The 22,185-nt window shown below is 33.1% G+C and carries 10 protein-coding genes; 2 read left to right on the top strand and 8 right to left on the bottom strand.

The genetic code is table 11. The features are described 5' to 3' along the window. Positions 1-31: 31 nt before the first annotated feature. Positions 32-1,216, bottom strand: coding sequence for a Pycsar system effector family protein (locus JQC67_RS01310; protein ID WP_203251060.1), 1,185 nt, complete (start codon positions 1,214-1,216; stop codon positions 32-34). 202 nt (positions 1,217-1,418) lie between these two features. Here JQC67_RS01310 and JQC67_RS01305 point away from each other — a divergent pair, with 202 nt between their 5' ends. Next, positions 1,419-5,126 (top strand): metallophosphoesterase, encoded by a 3,708-nt coding sequence (locus JQC67_RS01305; protein WP_203251059.1) that lies wholly within the window; start codon positions 1,419-1,421, stop codon positions 5,124-5,126. A 2-nt stretch (positions 5,127-5,128) separates the two neighbouring features. Here the strand turns inward: JQC67_RS01305 and JQC67_RS01300 are convergent, their stop codons facing one another. Further along, on the bottom strand, positions 5,129-6,481 hold the full coding sequence (locus tag JQC67_RS01300) for a vanadium-dependent haloperoxidase (protein ID WP_203253155.1): 1,353 nt from the start codon (positions 6,479-6,481) through the stop codon (positions 5,129-5,131). A 262-nt stretch (positions 6,482-6,743) separates the two neighbouring features. On the opposite strand from JQC67_RS01300, the gene JQC67_RS01295 reads away from it, so the two are divergent. Next, on the top strand, positions 6,744-8,330 hold the full coding sequence (locus tag JQC67_RS01295; protein ID WP_203251058.1) for a solute:sodium symporter family transporter: 1,587 nt from the start codon (positions 6,744-6,746) through the stop codon (positions 8,328-8,330). Positions 8,331-8,412: 82 nt separating this feature from the next. Here JQC67_RS01295 and xylA read toward each other — a convergent pair whose 3' ends face one another. From xylA to JQC67_RS01265, 6 genes are all read right to left on the bottom strand, one after another. Then, a complete protein-coding gene (xylA, locus tag JQC67_RS01290) occupies positions 8,413-9,738 on the bottom strand; it encodes a xylose isomerase (RefSeq protein WP_203251057.1) in 1,326 nt (441 codons plus the stop codon). 2 nt (positions 9,739-9,740) lie between these two features. Next, positions 9,741-11,225: a xylulokinase gene (locus tag JQC67_RS01285; RefSeq protein ID WP_203251056.1), complete on the bottom strand. Its 1,485-nt coding sequence runs from the start codon at positions 11,223-11,225 to the stop codon at positions 9,741-9,743. Positions 11,226-11,364: 139 nt separating this feature from the next. Beyond that, complete coding sequence (locus tag JQC67_RS01280) at positions 11,365-12,276, bottom strand: AraC family transcriptional regulator (RefSeq protein ID WP_203251055.1); 912 nt, start codon at positions 12,274-12,276, stop codon at positions 11,365-11,367. Between the two features lie 8 nt (positions 12,277-12,284). After that, positions 12,285-15,521 (bottom strand): VCBS repeat-containing protein, encoded by a 3,237-nt coding sequence (locus JQC67_RS01275; protein WP_203251054.1) that lies wholly within the window; start codon positions 15,519-15,521, stop codon positions 12,285-12,287. Next, positions 15,514-18,855 (bottom strand): VCBS repeat-containing protein, encoded by a 3,342-nt coding sequence (locus JQC67_RS01270; protein WP_203251053.1) that lies wholly within the window; start codon positions 18,853-18,855, stop codon positions 15,514-15,516. Before JQC67_RS01270 ends, JQC67_RS01275 begins: the two co-directional genes overlap by 8 nt. Continuing rightward, positions 18,855-22,136, bottom strand: coding sequence for a VCBS repeat-containing protein (locus tag JQC67_RS01265; RefSeq protein ID WP_203251052.1), 3,282 nt, complete (start codon positions 22,134-22,136; stop codon positions 18,855-18,857). The genes JQC67_RS01270 and JQC67_RS01265 overlap by 1 nt, the downstream gene beginning before the upstream one ends. Between the last annotated feature and the right edge of the window lie 49 nt (positions 22,137-22,185).

Genomic DNA, 22,185 nt, shown 5'->3' with positions numbered 1-22,185 from the left:
AAATTAAATTTCAATTAAGGTTTTTCACTGATTATTTTACATAATCGTTAAAGTGAAATGCGACTCCGAATGCCAATACAGAAATAATAATACCTACCATGAAAACGGTATAGGTCCACCTAAGAATTTTATATTTTCTATTTAAAACTAGTCCTAAAAAGTAAAGATCTTTTGTAAGTGAACTGTAGATGTATTCTTTGTCTTTTACTAATTCTTGAATAGCCCATTCGTATTCTACCAGGCTCATCTTATGAAAATTGCCAAAAAATAAAAGGTTTACCTTTTTGTTTTCTACATCTTCTTTAGTGAATTTTCCGCTAGTAATATTTGGTCTTGTAGCCACTACAGCCATTAGCATTGAAACCACACTAAAAAGCACAAAAATTGCAGTAGGATAAACTAGATATGCGTTTGAAGGGTTGTCTAATTTCGGAATCAAATTTGCCAAAGCCACTGAAATTATTATCGCATTTACAGAAAGTAAAATGTTCGCTTTAGTATCAGCAATATCACTTAAAGTAATATGATTTTTTAGTGTCACACGAAATAGAGTCTGAATGCCTCTATCCGGACTTTCATTTTTATATTTCGCTTTTAATTGTTCTTTTTTGGCTATTTCTTTTTCTGTCTTTTTTTCTTTAATAAGTGATTTTAAATTCTGATTCTTTGTTTCTTGCCAATTATCTTTAGCGTAGTCAGTGTGAAAAGTATGCTCTTTGTCTAACATTTCTATATTAGCATCACGCCATTCTTTTCCTGAAAATTCTGCTATGCCTAATAGAGCTAGCTCTTCTCTTAAATACTCAGCAGTTTCAAAATAACTTTTTTGTCCAAAATGCGAACAATCTGCATCCCGTATAATTTGTTCTGAAAGTGATTGTGGTACGTGAAAGCGTTTTGTTGCTAGAATAATTGTTTCTACTTTTTTAATATCTTCAGAATCATAACTGTTTTTGCTTAGAAATTCACGAGCTATTTTACAACTACTCTCTTCATGATTTTCAGAACCCTGTGTATACCCTGTATCATGTAGCCAAGCAGCGATTAAAAGATGTTCTTTTTCTTTTGCTGTTAAATTATTTGCATCGAGTAATTTTATAGTGCTTTTTACTATGCGCTGTGTATGCTTTAAATTGTGATAAAGGTATTTTGGGTCAAGATCATTCGCTAATAAATTGGTTGCGAATTGTTCTACTTTTTCAATGATATCTGACATAGTTTTCAGTTAATACATCCAAATTACAAAAACGAAACTTTACAAAGGTAAATTAATTGATTTTGGGTCAGTTAGGAGTGTTGTATTTTTATAACGTTGAGCGTAATTATGATATTTTATTTCGTCTAATATTTTGAGTTGCCTTAACTAAGAAGTTATGTTACAGTATTCCCTAAATTTGTATTTAAGTCTAGAACTTTATATGAAAAAGTACAATTTACTTATTTTATCAATATTATTCTTCAGTAGTTGTGCTACCCAGAAGACGAAATATGCATTTCCTGATAAGGCTCAAATGCAACTTGATGCTGATTCACCCATTCATACTTTTTACTTAATTGGTGATGCAGGTAAATCACCTGAAGGTAAATTAAATGCAGCATTAACCTTGTTTAAAAAGCAATTATCAAATGCTGACGAAAATAGTACCGCTATTTTTCTTGGTGATAATGTATATCCTGCTGGTTTGCCTTCTGAAAAACATAAAAATTATACTGACGCAAAAAATAGTCTAGATGCCCAATTGAAAACTTTAGACGGCTTTAAGGGGCAATCTTTTTTTATTCCTGGAAATCATGATTGGTATGCTGGTGGGCTTGACGGATTGAAACGTCAACAAGAATATATTCAAGAAGCGTTAGATAGTAAAGATGTTTTTTTTCCTGAGGATGGTTGCCCTATCGAAAAAATTGATATTAATGATGACGTGGTTGTAATTGCAATTGACACAGAATGGTATTTGACCAATTGGGATAAACACCCAGACATGAATGACAAATGCGACATAAAAGACCGCGAAAAATTCTTTGAAGAAATAGAAGGTCTTATAAAGAAGAACGCGAATAAAACTACGCTGATTGCAGCTCATCATCCGATGTCTACCTATGGAGTTCATGGTGGACAATATTCATTGAAACAGCAATTGTATCCATCTAAATCATCTATTCCATTACCAATTATTGGTTCAGTTATTAATTTTCTAAGAAAAACGACGGGTACATCGCATCAAGATTTATCAAACAAAAGATATAATGAGCTGAGAAAGCGATTGGTTACTTTGGCACAGTATTCTGAAAAGGTAATATTTGTTTCAGGTCATGAACATTCATTACAATATATTATTGAAGACAATACTCCCCAAATAGTTAGTGGTGCTGGTGCTAAAAATGCTGCAACTGGACTGTTGAATGGCAGTCAATTTTCAACTGGTGAGATGGGGTATGCTAAATTAGAAGTATATAAAGATGGTTCGTCTAATGTATTTTTCTTTGGTGTTGATGATAATGAACAAGAAGAGAATTTATTTGCTACCCAGGTTTTAAAAGCAGATAAAAATATTGCTAAGAATACGTATGCTAAGGATTTTCCTTTAGTTGTTAAATCATCGATTTATCCTAAAGAGGCAACAGATAAAAGTGGATTGTTTAAATGGTTTTGGGGTGATCGATATCGTGAAATATATTCCAAAGAGATTAGTGCACCAACGGTAGATTTAGATACATTATTTGGCGGTCTGAAGGTTATGCGAAAGGGTGGAGGGCATCAATCAAGGTCATTGCGTATGGTAAATCCTGAAGGGAAAGAATATGTGATGCGCGCGCTAAAGAAAAGTGCCGAAGTCTATTTGCAAGCTATGGCTTTTAAGGATCAATATGTAGTTGGTGATTTTGAAGATACGTATACAGAAAGTTTATTAGAAGATTTTTATACTGGATCGCATCCGTATGCTCCGTTTACAATTGGTAAACTTTCAGATGCCGTTGGTATTTATCATACTAATCCAGTACTGTACTATGTGCCTAAACAAAATGCTATAGGCAATTATAATGATGAATTTGGTGATGAACTTTATATGATTGAAGAGCGCACAGATAGCGGTCACGGTGATCAAAAAAGCTTTGGCTATTCCAATACATTAATCAGTACTGATGACCTATTAAAAAAGTTACGAAAAGATGAAGATTATCAAGTTGATAAAACGGCCTATGTAAGAGCTCGCTTATTTGACATGATGATTGGTGATTGGGATCGACATACCGATCAATGGCGATGGGCTGAGTTTGAAGACGAAAAAAATGGTAAGGTTATTTATAAGCCTATACCTCGTGATCGTGATCAGGCGTATTCTGAAATGGGTGATGGTTTTTTTATGAACTTGGCGACAAGGGCAATTCCGGGTTTAACTTTAATGGAAGGTTTTAACGAAGAGATTAGAAGTGTGAGAGGTTTTAATGGATCGCCTAAGGCTTTTGCGTTAGATATGTTGCTTTTGCCTGAGACTGAAGTTCAACTCTGGGAAACACAAACTGAGTTTATTCAAAAAAATATTACTAATGAAGTCATTGATATCGCTTTTAAAGAATTTCCAAAAGAAATTCAAGATGAAAAACTTGATGTGCTCAAGAAAAAACTTTTAGCCCGCAAGAAAAATTTACTTGAAACTGCACGAGAATATTACGGTATTATCAATAAATATTCAGTTGTTGCAGGTACAGATAAAGATGATCATTTTATAATTACCGGTAAACCAAATGGTGATACTGAAGTGGTGGCGCATCGTATTAAAAAAGGCAAAAAAGGAGAGCAATTTTATAAAAAGACATACAATAGTAATTCCACTAAAGAAATATGGATTTATGGTTTAGATGATGATGACCGTTTTGATGTTACAGGAGTGAAATCAGCTCATAGTAAAGTACGAATAATTGGTGGCCATAATAATGATATATATAATATTTTAGATAGCAAAGGGGTGCATATTTATGATCAAAAAGTAAAGAAAAATACTTTTGAGAATAAAGAAGGTGCAAAAATTCGATTGAGTAATGATTACGAGACCAATACATATCAGCCAATAAAGGTGAAGAAAAGTTCGAATCAAATTGTTCCAACCATTGGTTCTAATCCTGATGATGGTTTTCGAATAGGTATTTCAGATGTTTATACCAAGAACGGGTTTAAACAAAATCCATTTACCAGTCAACATACCTTTAATGCTGCTTTCTTTTTTGCTACGCAAGGTTTTGATTTTGGCTATAAAGGTGAATTCGCTCGATTGTTTGGTACAGCTAATTTTGAGATTGATTCAAGAATGACGAGTTCAAATTTTAGCATTAATTTTTTCGGCTATGGCAATGAAACTGTTAATCTAGATGATGCATTAGAGTTTGATTATAACCGCGTGAAAATGGAGATTATTCGTTTGTCGCCTTCTCTAGTGTGGCGTGGTGAGTATGGATCTAAATTTCGTACGGGAATATCTTATGAAAGCATAGAAGTAGAAGAAACTGAGGATCGCTTTGTAAATACGTTCTATGTTGCAAATGGTGAAGACAACCAGAAAGATTTTATTGGTGTTGAAGGTGAATACGATTATGCAAATACAGATAATGCAGCTTTTCCAACAGTAGGTATGTCTACTTCCCTTTTGGTGGGCTATAAATCTTCTACCGGAACAGAATCACAGAATTTCGGATATATAGTTCCTAGTTTATCTATTGATCATAAATTGACTTCAAATGGAAGACTTGTTTTGGCTACTAAATGGAAAGCACACTTTAATATTGGAGATGGCTTCGAGTTTTATCAGGGTGCTAGTCTTGGTGGTGTGGATGGGCTTCGTGGTTTTCGAAATCAGCGATTTACAGGTAAAACAGCATATTATCAAAATTCAGATATTCGGTACAGTTTAAGAAAAATGAAAACGGGTATTATGCCTTTAACAATGGGGCTATATGGTGGGTTTGATTATGGTAGAGTCTGGATTAAAAATCAAGATTCAAATCAATGGCATACCTCATACGGAGGCGGTTTCTTTTTAAATACAGCTGATATCTTATCCTTAACCTTTGCTGTATTTAATAGTGATGATGGTGCAAGGTTTACCTTTGGATTGGGCTTTGGGTTCTAACTTTATTTTTGCGAAGCCAAATCTGAATTACTTGTCATTTTAAGATTGTCTAAAACAAATTGACCCAGGTCACGACCTTGTTTAACTCCAACTTCAACTGCCGCTCTATAGTGAATACCACCGTACATTCTGCTTATAGCTGCTTCGTCTGCAGCAGCATTGAATGATGTAAAACTACGAATAGGCAAACCAAAAGGAACTTCTGTATCGTCATCAAAGGCGAAATTATCACCGAAAATATCAGTAAGTGTAGCGCCAGCTGCTCCAGATACTACGCTGTGTCCGCTTGTATATTCCGGAAATGGAGGTGTCTGTAATAAGGGTTGCCAATTTTCATCAATATGCTGATTGATTAAAGTTTCAGGGCGAATTAAATTGCTACGGTATTTTTCATCCCAACAACTAATAAATCCATCTGCAATTGCCATGGCTGTTTTAGTATAGGCATATAGGGTTTTGTCAAAATCACTATTTGTTTTTCTACTTGCAATTTTAGTAATGCCAATCCAATGTGCACCTGGAGTTATCTTTTTTGTAGCAAACATTAAATGTCCTCGTGTTACCGAAACGTACGGGTTACAATCCCAAAACTGCGCAATTTCAACTCCTTCTGATGTATCTCCTTCCTTGGTTATTTCATTACTAATATCATATACTTCTATTAGTTCTTTATAGAAATCAGAATCTTTTTCTAATGAAAAAGCTGGTGGAGGTATTGGCTTAAATTGTGATGCAGAATCAATTACAAAAGGTCTAATTTTATTCCAATGTGGCTCAATGCCTTCAATATAAGCGGGCGGTGTTGGTTGCCACCTTGTTGGGTCTTCAATGTCGACCGTAAATTTAGGCATGGTGCGTGTTTGCGCATAATTGTCTTTACTCATCCATTCAATTATATGGTCGGCAACCTCAAGGCCATACGCTTTTGATGCATTAAATAAATCAGGATTTTTAGTATTCCAATTGTTATATAAACTATCGCGAAGTACCTCTAGTCGATCTTCTGAAAAAATTAGTTTTTTACTAATTGCGATATGTGCAACAAGTGCTGATAATTGGTAATTGATAAGTGTATTTTCTGCTGGTTTTGGTATAGCTGTTAAATCTGTTACCTGCCCCGCTAATGAATTGTATTCTGGATTCTCTAAGGCTACAATTTCATAGGCGGCAATATTCGAGTAGGCAAAAATTCGGCTTGCCACCGGAGGTGAAAAAATATCGTGAATCATGATTTCAATAACTTTATCTACTGAAGCATGAAGTTCTTCTGGTGATATAGTAATTGGCTCTTCATTTTTCTTCTCAGTGCAAGAAAAGAACAAAACAATACTAGTTAGTAAAATTAATTTCTTCATCATTTTTTTCAAAAAATCATTAGGTCATTTACGGTGTAGTTATACATAATCCGCAGTCAAATTAATTTTGCAATATTACATTAAATTAAGCGGTTGCCAAACGTTCAAACCGTTAAAAACTAAATTGTTGCTTCGTTTGATAGTATTGATTTGATAAAAAATTGACACTCTAATTTAAAATGTAAACAGAAATACGAAGGTTTATCTATATTTTAATAAATAATCTGATATATTGTAGGCTGACAATCAAACTAAAATTAAAATGTTCGGAATATTATCATTTTTTGGCTTTACTGTGTTAGTAGCAGTAATTGCTTATTTAGCTACACGTTCAACTAACGAAAAATCATCTGATGGTTATTTCTTAGGAGGAAGAAGTTTAACGGCTGGAGTTATAGCGGGCTCACTATTATTGACAAACCTTTCTACAGAGCAAATCGTAGGTCTTAATGGTAATGCATATTCTGATGGTATTTTGGTTATGGCATGGGAAACATTGGCGGCCATAGCTATGGTGATTTGCGCCATTTTTTTATTACCTAGATATTTAAAAGGAGGTATAAGTACTATTCCTACCTATTTAGAAAGAAGATTTGATACCACCACAAAGGCAATGACCTCTGGTTTGTTTTTAAGTGGTTATGCTATAGTTTTATTACCAATAGTATTGTATTCGGGGTCTTTGGCTATTAGTGGAATGTTTGATTTACCAGGTAAGCTAGGAATTTCAGAATGGGCATCTATTTGGGTGTGTGTTTGGAGTATCGGTATTATTGGTGGATTTTATGCCATTTTCGGTGGCTTAAAAGCTGTTGCTGTATCTGATAGTATTAATGCTATTGGATTACTTGTTGGTGGACTTTTAATTCCCATTTTTGGATTATATGCTATAAGTGATGATGGCAGTCTTTTTGGTGGAATTGCTAAATTAACTGCTGAACATCCAGAAAAGTTTAATGCTATTGGTTCTGAATCTTCTAGTATTCCTTTTGCTACAATTTTTACAGGTATGGTGTTGGTTCAACTATTTTACTGGGGTACCAATCAGCAAATTATTCAACGTGCTTTAGGAGCAAAAAATTTAATTGAAGGTCAAAAAGGTGTAATGTTAGCTGCTTGCTTTAAAATATTGGGCCCAATTATAGTTGTATTACCAGGTATCATTGCTTTTCATATGTTTGACGGCCAGTTAGAAAAAGCAGATCAGGCATATCCGAGGTTGGTGGCTGAGGTGTTACCTCCTGCATTTGTTGGCTTTTTTGCAGCCGTACTTTTCGGTGCAATTTTGAGTTCGTTTAATAGTGCTTTAAATAGTTGTGTGACATTATTCGGTATTGATATTTACAAGCAATATATATACAAAGAAGCCCCTGAAAGTAAAATTGTTTCAGTTGGTAAACGCTTTGGTATTGTGTTGGCTTTCTTTTCAATGATTATTGCTCCATTTCTTTATTATGCATCAGACGGACTTTTCGGTTACTTGCAGCAAGTAAACGGAGCGTATAGCATACCAATATTGTCAGTTATTGTTATAGGATTCTTAACAAAAAGAGTTCCTGCTATTGCAGCAAAATCAGGAATAATCTTCGCATTTATAGTTTATGTAGCATACATTATTATGCAAAGAGGTTTCGGTGTTGAATGGTTACCACACATGCTGCATATGCAAGCAATTGCTTTTGTAGCGACTATTGTGTTAATGTTGGTGATTGGAGCGGTTAAACCTCGAGAAACAGATTATGTACAGGAATACACAAATGAAGTCGATATCACTAGTTGGAAATATGTGAAACCAGTTGGAGTATTAATTACGTTTATTGTGATTAGTACCTATGTGATTTTTAGATAAATAGATATACTAGTTTTAGTAAATAAAAAAATCCAGCAGAATCTGCTGGATTTTTTTTGCAATCTATGTTACTAAATCAAAGTTATATATACTGATTGATTATGTTCTCAAATAGTTCTTGCTTACCACTTTGTAAATCAAGTTCTCCGTTTTCTTTCGCAATCTCATAAAGATCTTTGAAATCTAATTTTCCATTTTCAAAATCACCGCCTTTACCTGTATCAAATGAGCTGTATCGTTTTTTACGAAGTGATTCATAAGAAGATGAGGTTAAAATTTTATCCGCAGTAATTAGTCCGCGTGCAAAAATATCAATACCTCCAATGTGTGCATGGAAAACGTCATCCATATCAGTCGAGTTTCTTCTGATTTTAGCATCAAAATTCACACCACCACCTTGTAAGCCACCGGCTTGTAAAAAGGTAATCATGGCTTCAGTAATTTCAGTAATATTATTTGGAAATTGGTCTGTATCCCATCCGTTTTGGTAATCACCACGGTTAGCATCAAGACTTCCTAACATTCCGTGTGCTGCAGCAACTTCCATTTCATGTTGCATTGTATGACTTGCTAAAGTTGCGTGGTTGAACTCTAGGTTTAATTTGAAATCATCTTGTAATCCATATTGATTTAAGAAACCTACAACAGTTGCTGAATCAAAATCATATTGATGCTTCATTGGCTCCATTGGCTTTGGTTCAATAAAGAAATTACCTTTGAAACCTTGACTTCTTGCATAATCACGAGCCATGCCTAAGAAACGACCCATGTGGTCTAATTCTCTTTTTAAATCAGTATTTAAAAGTGACATATAGCCTTCACGACCACCCCAGAATACGTAGTTTTCACCATTAAGTGCAATGGTAGCATCTAAAGCTAATTTAATTTGACCACCAGCACGTGCTAATACGTTGAAATCAGGATTTGTAGAAGCCCCATTCATGTATCTCGGATTCGAAAAGCAATTTGCTGTACCCCATAAAAGTTTTACACCAGATTCTGCTTGTTTGCCTTTCAAAATATCAACTATAGCTGAAATACGTTTTTCAGATTCTGTAAAAGTTGCACCTTCTTGAATTAAATCAAAATCATGAAAACAATAGTAATCAACACCTAGTTTTGTGATGAATTCAAATGCTGCGTCTGCTTTTGCCTTAGCCGCATCGATAGCGTCAGATGGTTCATCCCAAGGAAAATTTTGAGTACCAGGTCCGAATGGATCAGCACCTTGACCACAGAATGTATGCCAGTAAGCAACGGCAAACTTAAAGTGTTCGCGCATTGTTTTACCTGCTACTACTTGATCCGGATTGTAATACTTGTATGCAAACGGATTATCTGAATCTTTGCCTTCAAACTTTATTTCACCTATCCCTTTAAAATATTCTTTGTCTCCTATGAGCGCCATAATTAGTTGATTTTAAGTAATTGTTCTAGTTCGTTTTTCCATTTTTGGTACGCAGTTTTATACGCACTATTATCACCTGATGGTTTAAAGCCCATCACATAATCATTATCCATTATTTGTTTTCCAAAAGCATCAAAATCACCGTTATGTAATGTACATGCTCTTGCAGCACCAATAGCTCCGGTGGTATTATATATTTCAATTTCTTGACCAATTAGCGTTGCTACGGTATTTGAAAAAATGTCAGATCTGAAAAGGTTGTCATTGCCAGCTCTAATTACATTAGGTGAAATACCGTCTGATGACATAATTTCCATTCCGTATACAAATGAAAACGCAATCCCTTCTAAAGCTGCTCTACAAAGATGTGCTTTATTGTGATTGTTTAAATTAATATTTGACATTTGTGTGCCTAATGTTTTATTATTAAGCATGCGTTCTGCACCATTACCAAAGGGGTGTATAGTTACTCCATCAGAACCTATAGCTACTGTTGCGGCCAAATCATTCATTTCTTCATAAGTAGCTACATCTAGATTATTCAATAACCAACGGTATTGAATGCCAGAACCGTTAATACAAAGTAACTTGCCAATTCTTGTTTTTTGTTTATTGTAATTAACATGTGCAAAGTTATTTACACGAGTACTTTCTTTACTTGATAGACTTTCGGTGATGGCATAAACTACACCAGATGTACCACCAGTTGCTGCTACTTCACCAGGGTTGAATACATTTAAAGATAATGCATTGTTGGGCTGGTCACCAGCTCTATATAAAATAGCTGTACCTTCAGCTAGGCCAGACTCTAATGCACCTTGCTTTGAAACTTTACCCTGAATAGAAAAGGTGTCTTTTATGTCTGGAACAAGTGATTTTTCAATTCCGTAATGGTCTAAAAGCCAATCAGCAATATCGTTCTTCTTGAAATCCCAAAAAATACCTTCTGAAAGTCCAGAAATGGTTGAGCAAATTGTATCGCTTAATTTATAGGCGATATAATCACCCGGAAGCATGAATTTGTCAATCTTAGCATATATTTCAGGTTCGTTTTCTTTAACCCATTTTAGTTTTGAGGCTGTAAAGTTTGAAGGTGAGTTTAACAGTTGCTCTGAGCACTTGTCATTTCCTAATTCATCAAAGGCGTTTTGGCCTATTGTAACAGCTCTACTATCGCACCAAATAATTGAATTACGTAAAGGTTTGCCATTTTTATCAACGACTACAAGACCGTGCATTTGATATGAAATACCGATGCCGGTAATGGTAGAAGCATCAATCTGATTCTCAGTTATTAGCTTTTTTGTTGCATTACAGATATGAAGCCACCAATCATCAGGGTGTTGCTCAGCCCAACCATTCTCAATCGCAATCATTTCCATCTCAACACTCGGTTCGTTAATCACGGCTATAGATTTGCCTGTAGCAGTTTCGATAAGTGCTGCTTTTATTGATGAACTACCTATATCATAACCAATAGAATACATAGAAGTGGGCTAAAATTTAAGGGGTCAAGATATAGTTTTTAATTAATGAGCACAAATGGATTTAGTTCTGATTCATGTAATGACACATTTGTTATAGAAAATGCTTCAATTGTACCTTTACTGAACACATATGTAATAGCTAATTGGCTATAGGAAGGTAAACTTCTGTCTTCCAATTTAGCACGTCGCTACCGACATTAGGATTGTTGTGAAAAACTTCTATTGGTTTAGATTCTATCTGAATATTATTACTCTTAGCATGCTCTAATAATGCGTACCATGCTCTGTCTGAAGTAATGTAATTACCATTGTATTCGGCTTTTATAGCTGGTTTTGTATTGATCTGTTTGTATTTAATATCCTGTATTTTGGGTAAACTATCCGATTTTATAATTGGTTGACCAAAATTGTAGTGAATACTATCATTTTGTTGATTCCAATAAGTGATTTCAATCATTGGATGGCCATCTAAGGTAACACCACTGTTTGCTAATTCATTAGTTAGATAACTGAAGTTTCGCATCATACCATCGGCTTTTTCAAACTGTTTTGATTTAATAGGAATGTATGCCATATATTTTTCAGGAATGGATTCTTTGCCGATAATAGAAACTTTAATGTTATTTGTATGTTCTTTTAAATTTTTCATGAAATCTAATACGGTCTTTTCACTCCTTTTTTCAAAATCAGTATACAAAAAAGGAATTTTTAATTTGTTCATGAAACTATGTTTGGTATCTCTGATGTAAACCGAAATTTCAGTTATAGAATCTGTTGTGTCGCCAATTCTCCAATTATAGGTATGAATTGAATCGTTAAACTTAAATATTTGTGTTAAATGTTTTGGGTCTTGACCTTGAATAATGTCTTCAATTTTATGGATACTCCTTGTTTTGGTTAAGTTGTGGTCCCATAATTTTAGGGTTTGGTTTATGGTGCCGGCAGTAGCTTTAGCTTTAAAATTTATAGTATAATCAGTTGGATTTATGAATAAATACCACAATAAGCCAGCAGCCGTAACAATTAGCAAACCATAGATTATCTTTTTCATATTCTATTTTAATTATTTAGTATTTGATAGGTCTCAATAGGTGCATTATTATAAATAACTAATAAATAAGGTTTATTGTTGAGTTCAATAGTGTGTAGATGACGAATTGATTTTTGTGTAAAGTTTAAACCTAATTGACTTCCTAAAATATATTCATGTTCATTTTTTATTAATGCTCCAGCAAAAGAATCAAAACGACCATGAAATGGTTTGACACCAAAATAGTTTCCCCCTGCTAATACTTCATTTTTTCCATTGTTATCAAAATCATAAGTCACAAAATCGAGGATTGGTGCAACCTGTAACTCGCTTTTAAAAGGAATAAAAACAAAATCACCATCATTGTTTTTTAGATATCCTGACGCTAATGTGTTTACCTCTAAAATTGTTGATTTTGATAGCTGTGTTTTATCAAAAACTTCTTCAATAGCTTTACCTGCAATCGAAGTGTATGAATTAAATTTTTTACGCAGTGAAACAACTTGACTTGCCAAACCATCTAAATTTTCTAAGGTGTAATAAGAACCATTTTTATAAATGGCAGTAATGGTTTCAGTTTGTCCATTATTATCAAAATCGTTATAATATAATCTGAGTGGATTCTTATCAGTAGCATTGAATTTTGTGTTCAACCCCCAATTACCTAATAGATAATCTGTATCACCATCTTCATCAATATCAAAGGCATGAATTGATTGCCAAAGACCACTAATGTTAGGTGTTTTAACTTCATGAAATACACCATCAATGTTTTTTATAAACCTTGGAGCAGCCCATTCACCAACAATTATTAAATCAAAAGTACCGTCACTGTCAAAATCAGTCCAAATGGCATCAGTAATCATACCTTCATATTTGAAATTTTCATCTATAGTAAAATTGCCATTCTCATTTTTTAGGAGATAAGATTGAACCTTTTGTCCGAAATTACCAGACTCTGATTGACCTCCAATAAAAACATCTAAATCTCCGTCATCATCATAATCAAATGGTGCCACAATTGAGGAATTTTGAAAAATTTCAGGGAGTTTTTCTACTGTAAAACCTGCGTCAGATTGCGTATAATAACTATCCATTAGAGCTTTTGAATTTCCAAAGAAATCGCCACCACCAGAACCAATAATTATATCGTTTTTACCATCGCCATTAAAATCAGCGATACTTGCACTTATGTTTTCTTTTATAGAATCAGCTTTAATTTCAACTACGTCATTTTGAACATATACACTGTCTTTATTAAGATATGTCTGTGAAGGAGTAAATTTTGATCCACCAAAAAATAAATCTTTCTTGCCGTCATTGTTTAAATCACCTTCAGCAAACGCAGGCCCTCGATCTGAAATTTTATATGGAATCAGTTTTTCTCTGTTAAAATCAAGATAACTATCCTCATAATGGGTAAAATTGATTCCAAGATTTGTACTGTCTTTTTTGAACATTAATTGCTTGGACGGTTGAAAGCGATTGTAATCAAATGGTTTTGTGTTTTCAGGAGAAATTAATAATGTTTGATTTGTATTAACTTTATGTAAAATCTGAAATGTTTTGTTAGGCCATACAATTTTTAATGAATCAATTTTTTCTGATTTACCAAAACCAAAATGAATAATATTTTCTGAAGAAGATTGAAAACCTCTTGTGGTGAAGAGCTCTTTATATTGTAAAATATTGTTGTTATAAGCATACACTTTTGCGCCAATTGCAAACTTGTTTTGCGTATTTGATGCGAATTTAATTTTTATGAAATCTGATTTTTCGTTGGTTTTGTTTTCATAAATAGTTGCCGGTACATTTAAATTACTAACTACTAAGTCTAAGTCGCCATCATTATCTAAGTCACCGTATGCAGAGGCTGCAGAAGCAAGTGTATCTGTAGCTGCCCAATTTTTAGATTGATTTTGAAAACCTAGTTTTCCTTTGCCTTCAAAAAAGTAATTATAATGTGTGCCAGTAGGCATCATTTTTAACGCTTTTTTATCTACTAGTTTAGTGTTGTTTATTTTACTGCTAACTTGTTCATTTGAAATGAAATTGATAAAATCTAAATCATTAGGTCGTTTAGGTATGCCATTAGCAATAAATAGGTCTTGTTCACCATCTTGATTATAATCGGCAAAGAGGGCGCTCCAACTCCAGTCTGTCGCGGCTATACCACTCATTAATGCCGTTTCGGTGAAATTTCCATCTTCCCGATTGATATGTAGCATATTGCGTGTAAATTGATATTGGTACCCGTATTGTTCAATACGCATTTTTTGAGTTTGCAAATTATCATCTCCTTCAGAAGATTTAAGAGGAATCTCTTCTTCTGGTAACATATCTAATGATATTAAATCAGGATAACCATCATGATTTATATCTGCAACATCATTGCCCATTGAAAATCTACTTGTGTGTCCAAAAGCACTTCGTAAACTTTCAGTAAATGTTCCATTTTGGTTGTTTAAATAATAATAATCGTCTTCATGAAAATCATTACCTACATAAATATCTGGGTAGCCGTCTAGATTAAAATCTGATATTGCCAAACCCAAACCGTAGCCATTTATTCCACCGAAAATTCCAGCTTGTTCACTGATATCAATAAATTTACCATCGTCATTTCGTAATAGTTTATCGCCAGTTTCAAAGTTTCTTTGATATCTTAAATCAGCTTTTCCATAAGACTCTGAAGTATGTACAGCGTGATTTAGTAAGTATAAATCTAAATCACCATCTAAGTCGAAATCAAAGAATGCGGCGGACGAGCTATACGAATCGAAATCAAGACCATATTCAGATGCTTTTTCGCTGAAAGTACCGTCTTGGTTATTAATGAAAAGTTCATTGTGACCATTAAAACCATTAATGCCTACTACGGCACATACATATATGTCTAACCAACCATCGCCATTCACATCAGCCATAATGGTACCAGTATTCCATGTGCTGTTGCCTGATACGTTGGCCTTATCAGTTATATCTTCAAATTGTAAATTGCCCTTGTTTAAATACAATTTGTTTTTGACTTGGTTTCCTGAAAAATAGATATCAGGGAGGTTGTCGTTATTTACGTCACCAATTGCAACACCGCCACCATTATAGAAATATAGATAATCTAGAATATTGACATCATCAGTTTCGGTTAATGTATTGGTAAAATTAACCCCTGTTTTAGCTGCAGACGGCAAATTAAAAAGTTTCTCTTTTTCAGAACAATTAATTAAAAGAAAGCTGATACAAAAAACAATAACTAGTTTATTCATCTAGTGCAAATATTTTAGGTTTACTTTCATTAATGGCCGTTACAATAAATCGTTTTCCGTTTTTATCTTTTACTTCTGCTAAATGTTTTATTTCTTCACGAATGAAAAATCCACTTTCATCATAGTTTTGCCATTCAAAATCAAGTTTTCCATTGCCTAGTAAAACGTTTCCGTAATTAGCATCTAATCTAGAATATTGGGGTTTGAATTCGAAATTATTACCGCCCATGATTAAATCTAAGTTTCCATCATTATTTATGTCGATACAATTAATACTGCAGATACAAGAAAATTGAGACCTGCTTGGTAGTCTTTTGATTGTGAATTTACCTTCACCTTCATTTACCGCAATTACCGAGGCCGCAGTGTTAACTTGTTTTACTATTGATTGATCAATTACTGCTTTTGAAAATAGTTCTTGTATAGTGCGTTTGGCATAATCTGATGCTTTTAAATTTCTATTTTTTAAGGATGTTAATTGCCCTGTGATTTCCTTTTTTTGTAGTATAGGATAGTCTTTGCCAGCAATACTTAAAGTTACTATTTGCTCTATTGTGCCGTTATTGTCAAAATCATTAATCCATAGTTTCATTACTTCACCATCTTTTGGCATGTAATGCAAGTTTTCACCTTGATTGCCAAGTATTAAATCTAAGTCGCCATCTTTATCTAAATCAGCTGTTGCAACGGTATTCCACCATCCATGCAAACTGTCAAGTGATGAATTAAGTTTTTGTAGACGTTTTCCTGTATTTGTGTAAATTTCTGGTGTACCCCAGTCTGATACTGTAATTAAATCTTGTTTTTTATCGCCATTCATATCTGCCCAAACAGAATGCGTAATCATACCAGTATTCTTTAAATCAAATGCTCTTCGTTCTGTAGCATCTTCAAATTTACCTTCCTTATTTTCTAATAGTAGATGATCCGGGTCTAAACCGTAAATACCAACAACACTTCTAGATCCAATAAAAACATCTATATCACCATCTGAATCAAAATCTTGTGGCGCTATTGTAGATATGTTTTTGAAAGTAGTTGGTAATTTTTGACCAGAATCGCTAAAGTTACCTTTGCCATCATTTAGATAGAGGCGTGCTTTGTATTCTTTTTCACTGCCTACTTCATTGCCGCTACTACCTATCATTAGGTCTAAATCATTGTCATTATCGACATCAAAAAAAGCTGCGGCAGTATCCTCAAAGTTTTTGTCTTTTTCAAAAATAGATTGTTGCGATTTTACAAACTTGCCAGCTCCTCTATGTTTGTATAGTAAACCTGCTTGGTCTTTAGACCCACCAATGTAAAAATCTTCATTACCATCATTGTCAACATCACCAACAGCCAAAGCCGGACCTTCTTGAGATAGCTTTTTATAAATTAAACCTTCATAATCAAAATCATTATAGTTGTTCTCTTTATGAGCGAGAAAACTATCATTATCTAATTCTTTTAAAAGTGTTTTATAAATTTTATTGGGTTGAACTTGATAAGTTTCAGCAGCTTCGGTCTGAATAAGTGTTAAAAACTGATTCGCTTTTACTTTAGTTAAGAGTTGTGTTTTGTCATTTGGCCATATTACACGAATAGAGTCCAACTCATTATGTTTTCCGATACCCAAGGTCATTTTGTAATCTACCGAAGACTGAAAGCCTCTTGATGGCATAAGTTCTTGGTTCACAATATTTTCTCCAAAATAAAATTTAGCTAAGGTTCCAATAGCAAAAGGGTTTTTATCAATACCCTTAAATTGTAGTTGAATGAAATTATTTTCCTTTTGTTTATTAGAGTTGTTTCTATATACAAATGATTCTGTATTAACATTATTTATTACTAAATCTAAATCACCATCATTATCTAAATCACCATAAGCGGCGCCATTAGATCTTGTTGCAAGTTCAAAACCCCATTCTTTATTTGAGTTTTTGAATGTAAGATCCCCTTTGTTTTTGTACGCATAATTGGGTTGAGGTTTAATTGGCATTTTGTTAATAATGGAATCAATGGACTCTTTTTTACCAGTTAACGCCATTTTTTGAATGATTTCATTGGCAAAAAAATCAACAAAATCTAAATCAGTAAGATCATGATTAATTCCATTGGTAATAAAAATATCTTTTAGACCGTCATTATCCATGTCAAAAAGTAGACCTGCCCAACTCCAGTCTGTGGCATGTACACCACTGTAATATGCAATTTCAGAAAAAGAGCCATTGCCGTTATTAAGTTGAAGTGTGTTTTGAATGTACTGTTGCGAAAAATCTTTACTTCTTTTTAAATTATAGACATTATAGCCTTCAAACTCCATTACTGACTTTACCCTTTCTTCAGCTTCTGGTAACATATCTGTAATAAATATATCATTGTGACCGTCGTTATTAATATCAGCAATATCTATACCCATAGCAGATAGACTAAGATGCGATACATAGTCTTTAATTTCTTCTTTAAAGGTGCCATCTTGCTGATTTATGTACAAATAATCTCTTTCATAAAAATCATTTGAAATATAAATATCTGGATATAAATCTTGATTTATATCAGTAACTAAAACACCTAATCCGAAACCAATTAGGCTGCCATAAATTCCTGATTCTTCACTTACGTCAACAAATTTGCCGTTATCGTTTCTTAATAGCATATCACCAACACCTCTAAAAATATGTGGGACACCTTCCCAGTCTTGCGCTCGAACATCACGTTGTTCAGCGTAGCCTAAACTGCTTACGGGTATATTGCTATTGTTTAAAATGTAGGCGTCTAGGTCGCCATCTTTATCGTAATCAAAAAATGATGCGTGTGTAGTAAAACCTGTCTTAGCTAAATTGTATTCTTCAGCTTTCTCTGTAAATGTAAGGTCACCATTATTTATATAGAGGTCATTATCATGATTGTTTCCTTTCATGTTACCTGCATTACTAACATAAATATCAAGTAAGCCATCAGCATTTATATCTACCATTACTACACCGGTAGACCAAGGTTTATTGCCTTCAATACCAGCTGAACTTGAAATATCTTTAAATTTAAAATCTCCTTGATTTAAGTATAATTTGTTTTTTTCTTTATTCCCGGTTAAGTAAACATCAACCAATCCATCATTATTAATATCACCAATGGCAACGCCACCGCCATTATATAGATTACGATATTTGAAAATATTAAAATCCTTTTTATTTTCTACTTTATTGATGAAATCAATACCTGTATCTTCTGATTTCATTAAAGTGAATAGCGTCTCAATCGTTTTTTTACTTTCTTCTTCTTTTTTAGTACACGATACGATAACTACAAGAAGAAGTACATAAAATAATTTTTGTTGATACTTATACATTATTTAGTTTTTAATAGAACAATGGGTGTAGAATTATTACGGCCAATTAAGTAGCCAGGTACACCATCGACAGTTATATTTTTAATAGTTCTAGAAACACCATTTATATCTAAATTTTGTTCTTTTACCCATGAAAAACCTCCTTTTTTATCATTTTGTAAAATTAACCCATGACAACCATCAAGCCTACCCAATTGTGTGCTAATTTGATAGTTGTTGCCAGCCAAAATAAGGTCGTCATAACCATCATTATTTACATCATCTACGGCAATTGAATTTATTTGAGAAGATTGCGCTATTAGTGGTAATGACTTTATTGTAAAATTGTTATCACCATCATTAATAAAAACGGAACTTTGAAGTTCGTAGACTTGTTTTTTATCAGAATTATTCAAGTTTTCACCTCCGAAAAGTTCTTTAATACTTGCTTTGGCAAATTTATTATATGAAAGATATTTTTTGTTGAGAAAAGGTAATTGTTTTACTAAATCATCTTTGGATGCAAAGGTAGTTTCAATGTCGTTGTAAAAATAGGTTACCAATACTTCAATACTTCCGTTCGTATCAAAATCATTTCTATAAAGCGTAATTGGTTTTTCTTTTGATGCATTAAATTTAGAATTTAGACCCCAGTTACCACATATGAAATCAAGATCCCCATCATTATCGACGTCTGTAACATTCAATGAATTCCACCAACCTTTTGAAAATTCTAAACCATTATTTTCTTGTAAAATTAATTGATTGCCATTATTTAAAAATATTGAAACTGGCATCCAATGACCTACGACAATTAAATCTGTTTTATTATCATGATTGATATCTGCAAAAACTAAATCTTTGATATTGCCAATATTTTCTAATTGAGGGGCTATTTTTTTAATCTTATCTATGAAATTACCATTACCATCATTTAGAAATAAGTGCTGTTTGGGTGATAAGCCAAATTCTGTAGGAACTTGATCAGCTGCTAGTATGAGGTCTATATCACCATCGTTATCAATATCTGCAGCAGCAATTTTTGATATATTAGCTCTTATGTTTTTAAAAACTTCTTTTTTTAGTTTAAAGGTTCCATTTTCATTAATGTAGAGTCTTGGTTCTATAGCTGTGCCAGAGGTAAATTCATTACCACCACTGCCTACTACTAAATCTAAATATCCATCACCATTCGCATCAAAAAACAAACTTGCAGTATCTTCATTGATATTGTTTGCTTCAAAGAGATCATCTTGTGCGTTTATAAATTCACCATTTTCAGTTTGAATTAATAATGCTGAAGTTTGTTTTTTAGCGCCACCAATAAAGACATCTTCAAGACCATCATTATTAATATCTGCAACTGAAATGCACGGGCCATTATTCGAATTTGCAAAGGGAATTAGTGGTTTTCGATCAAAATCTAAAGAAGCTTGTTCTTTGTGTTTGAAATTTATTAATGAGTCTTTTTTAGTAAAATACTTTAATTGTTGATTGTTTCTTAAGGAGTTTTGAACCTTGGCATTCGTGTAATTTAATGTAATAGTTGTGTTTGTATTTATAGATTTTAAGGTCTCAGTTTTGCCATCAGGCCATTGTACTTTTAATGAATCAATATTTTTTTCTGTTCCAAAACCGAAATGTAGGTTAGGTGGTATTGATGATAAATATCCTCTTGAAGTATAGTTTTCTTTGGTGATTGTTTTATCTGAATAGATTGTGACTTTTGCGCCAATACCTTGTAGATTATTTTTAGAACCATTGAATTTGATATTCAAGTAATTTCCAACTTTAGTTTTATTTTCTAAAATGAAGGCTTCTTGATTTACATTGTTTATAACAAGATCTAAATCACCATCGTTATCTAAGTCAGCATAAATTGACCCATTACTAAATGAGCGTTCTTCTTCTAACCATTTGTGAGTCATGTTAGAAAAAGTGAGGTCTCCGTTGTTTTTGAAAATATAATTCGAAGTCTTTTTTTCTGGAATTTCAGTTATTAGAGGTAGGTCTGATTCCTTCATGCCTGCATCAATTCTACGTTGTATATCATCATTTGAAATGAAATTCAAATAATCCATATCATTAGTTGCACCTTTTATTCCATTAGAAACAAAAAGGTCATTATATCCATCATTATTAAAATCAGCGAACAAAGCACCCCAAGACCATTCAGTTGCAGCAATACCACTTAAAAAAGCTATTTCTGAAAATTGATTGTTAGAATTGTTTAATTGTAATGTGTTTTGCATGTACTGTGGAGCATAGTTTTTATTTAGATATTGATTGTATATGGAATAAGAATATTCTAAACCTGATGATTTATACGTTTCTAAATTTTCAGGTAACATATCTAATGAAATGATGTCCATTAGGCCATCATTATTTATGTCAGCTATATCATTGCCCATTGAGTAATGCGATGTGTGACCTATACCAGATTTTTTTTGTGAGTTTACTTCATTGAATTTGCCGTTTTTTTGATTGATGTAGAGGTAATCATTTTCAAAGAAGTCATTCCCTATATAAATATCAGGGTAGCCATCATTATTTATATCACTAATTGCAAGGCCTAAACCATAACCAATTTCACCTTGAAATATGCCCGCTTCTTCACTAGTATCTACAAATTTTCCGTTTTGATTTTTAAAAAGAACATCACCTGATATTGGGTTGTAGCCTTTTCGTTTAGATCCATGTCCGTAATTGTTATTTGGGTGTACTGAATGATTTAACAAGTACATATCTAAGTCTCCATCTAGGTCATAATCAAAAAATGTTGCATTTGTACTAAGCCCAGAAAAGTCTAACCCATATTTTTTTGATTCTTCTTTAAAACTCGGAATACCATTCGAATCAATTCCTTTATTTATATAGAGTAAATTTTGACCTTCTAAAGCTCGATATTTTGATGCTTTACAAATATAAATATCAAGAAGGCCATCATTATTTATATCAACATGGGTAACTCCTGTAGACCAACTATTTTTAGTTTGAAAACCTGCTTGTTTTGTAATTTTTTCAAATTGAAAATCACCTCTATTTAAGTATAATTCATCATTTACTTGGTTGCCTGTAAAAAATAAATCAATCAGTCCGTCATTGTTAAAATCCGCAGCGGCAATGCCAGCACCATTATAGTAGTATAGATAACTTAATATGTTAAGTTCAGTGGTCGGTGATAATTGGTTTGTAAAATCAACATGTGTTATAGTAGAATTGATCTTATCAAAAAGAGTATTCTTTTTATTGCAAGCAACAATATAAAATGCAAGAATTAAAAATACTATAGTTTTTTTCATGTACTAGTTGAAAAGACTGATTGTAGATTTTAATGCTATTATATTTAAT

Source organism: Aurantibacter crassamenti, assembly GCF_016811105.1.
Taxonomy (GTDB): domain Bacteria; phylum Bacteroidota; class Bacteroidia; order Flavobacteriales; family Flavobacteriaceae; genus Aurantibacter_A; species Aurantibacter_A crassamenti.
The sequence above is the reverse complement of the archived record's forward strand: the minus strand, read 5'-3'. Positions and strand labels throughout refer to the sequence as shown.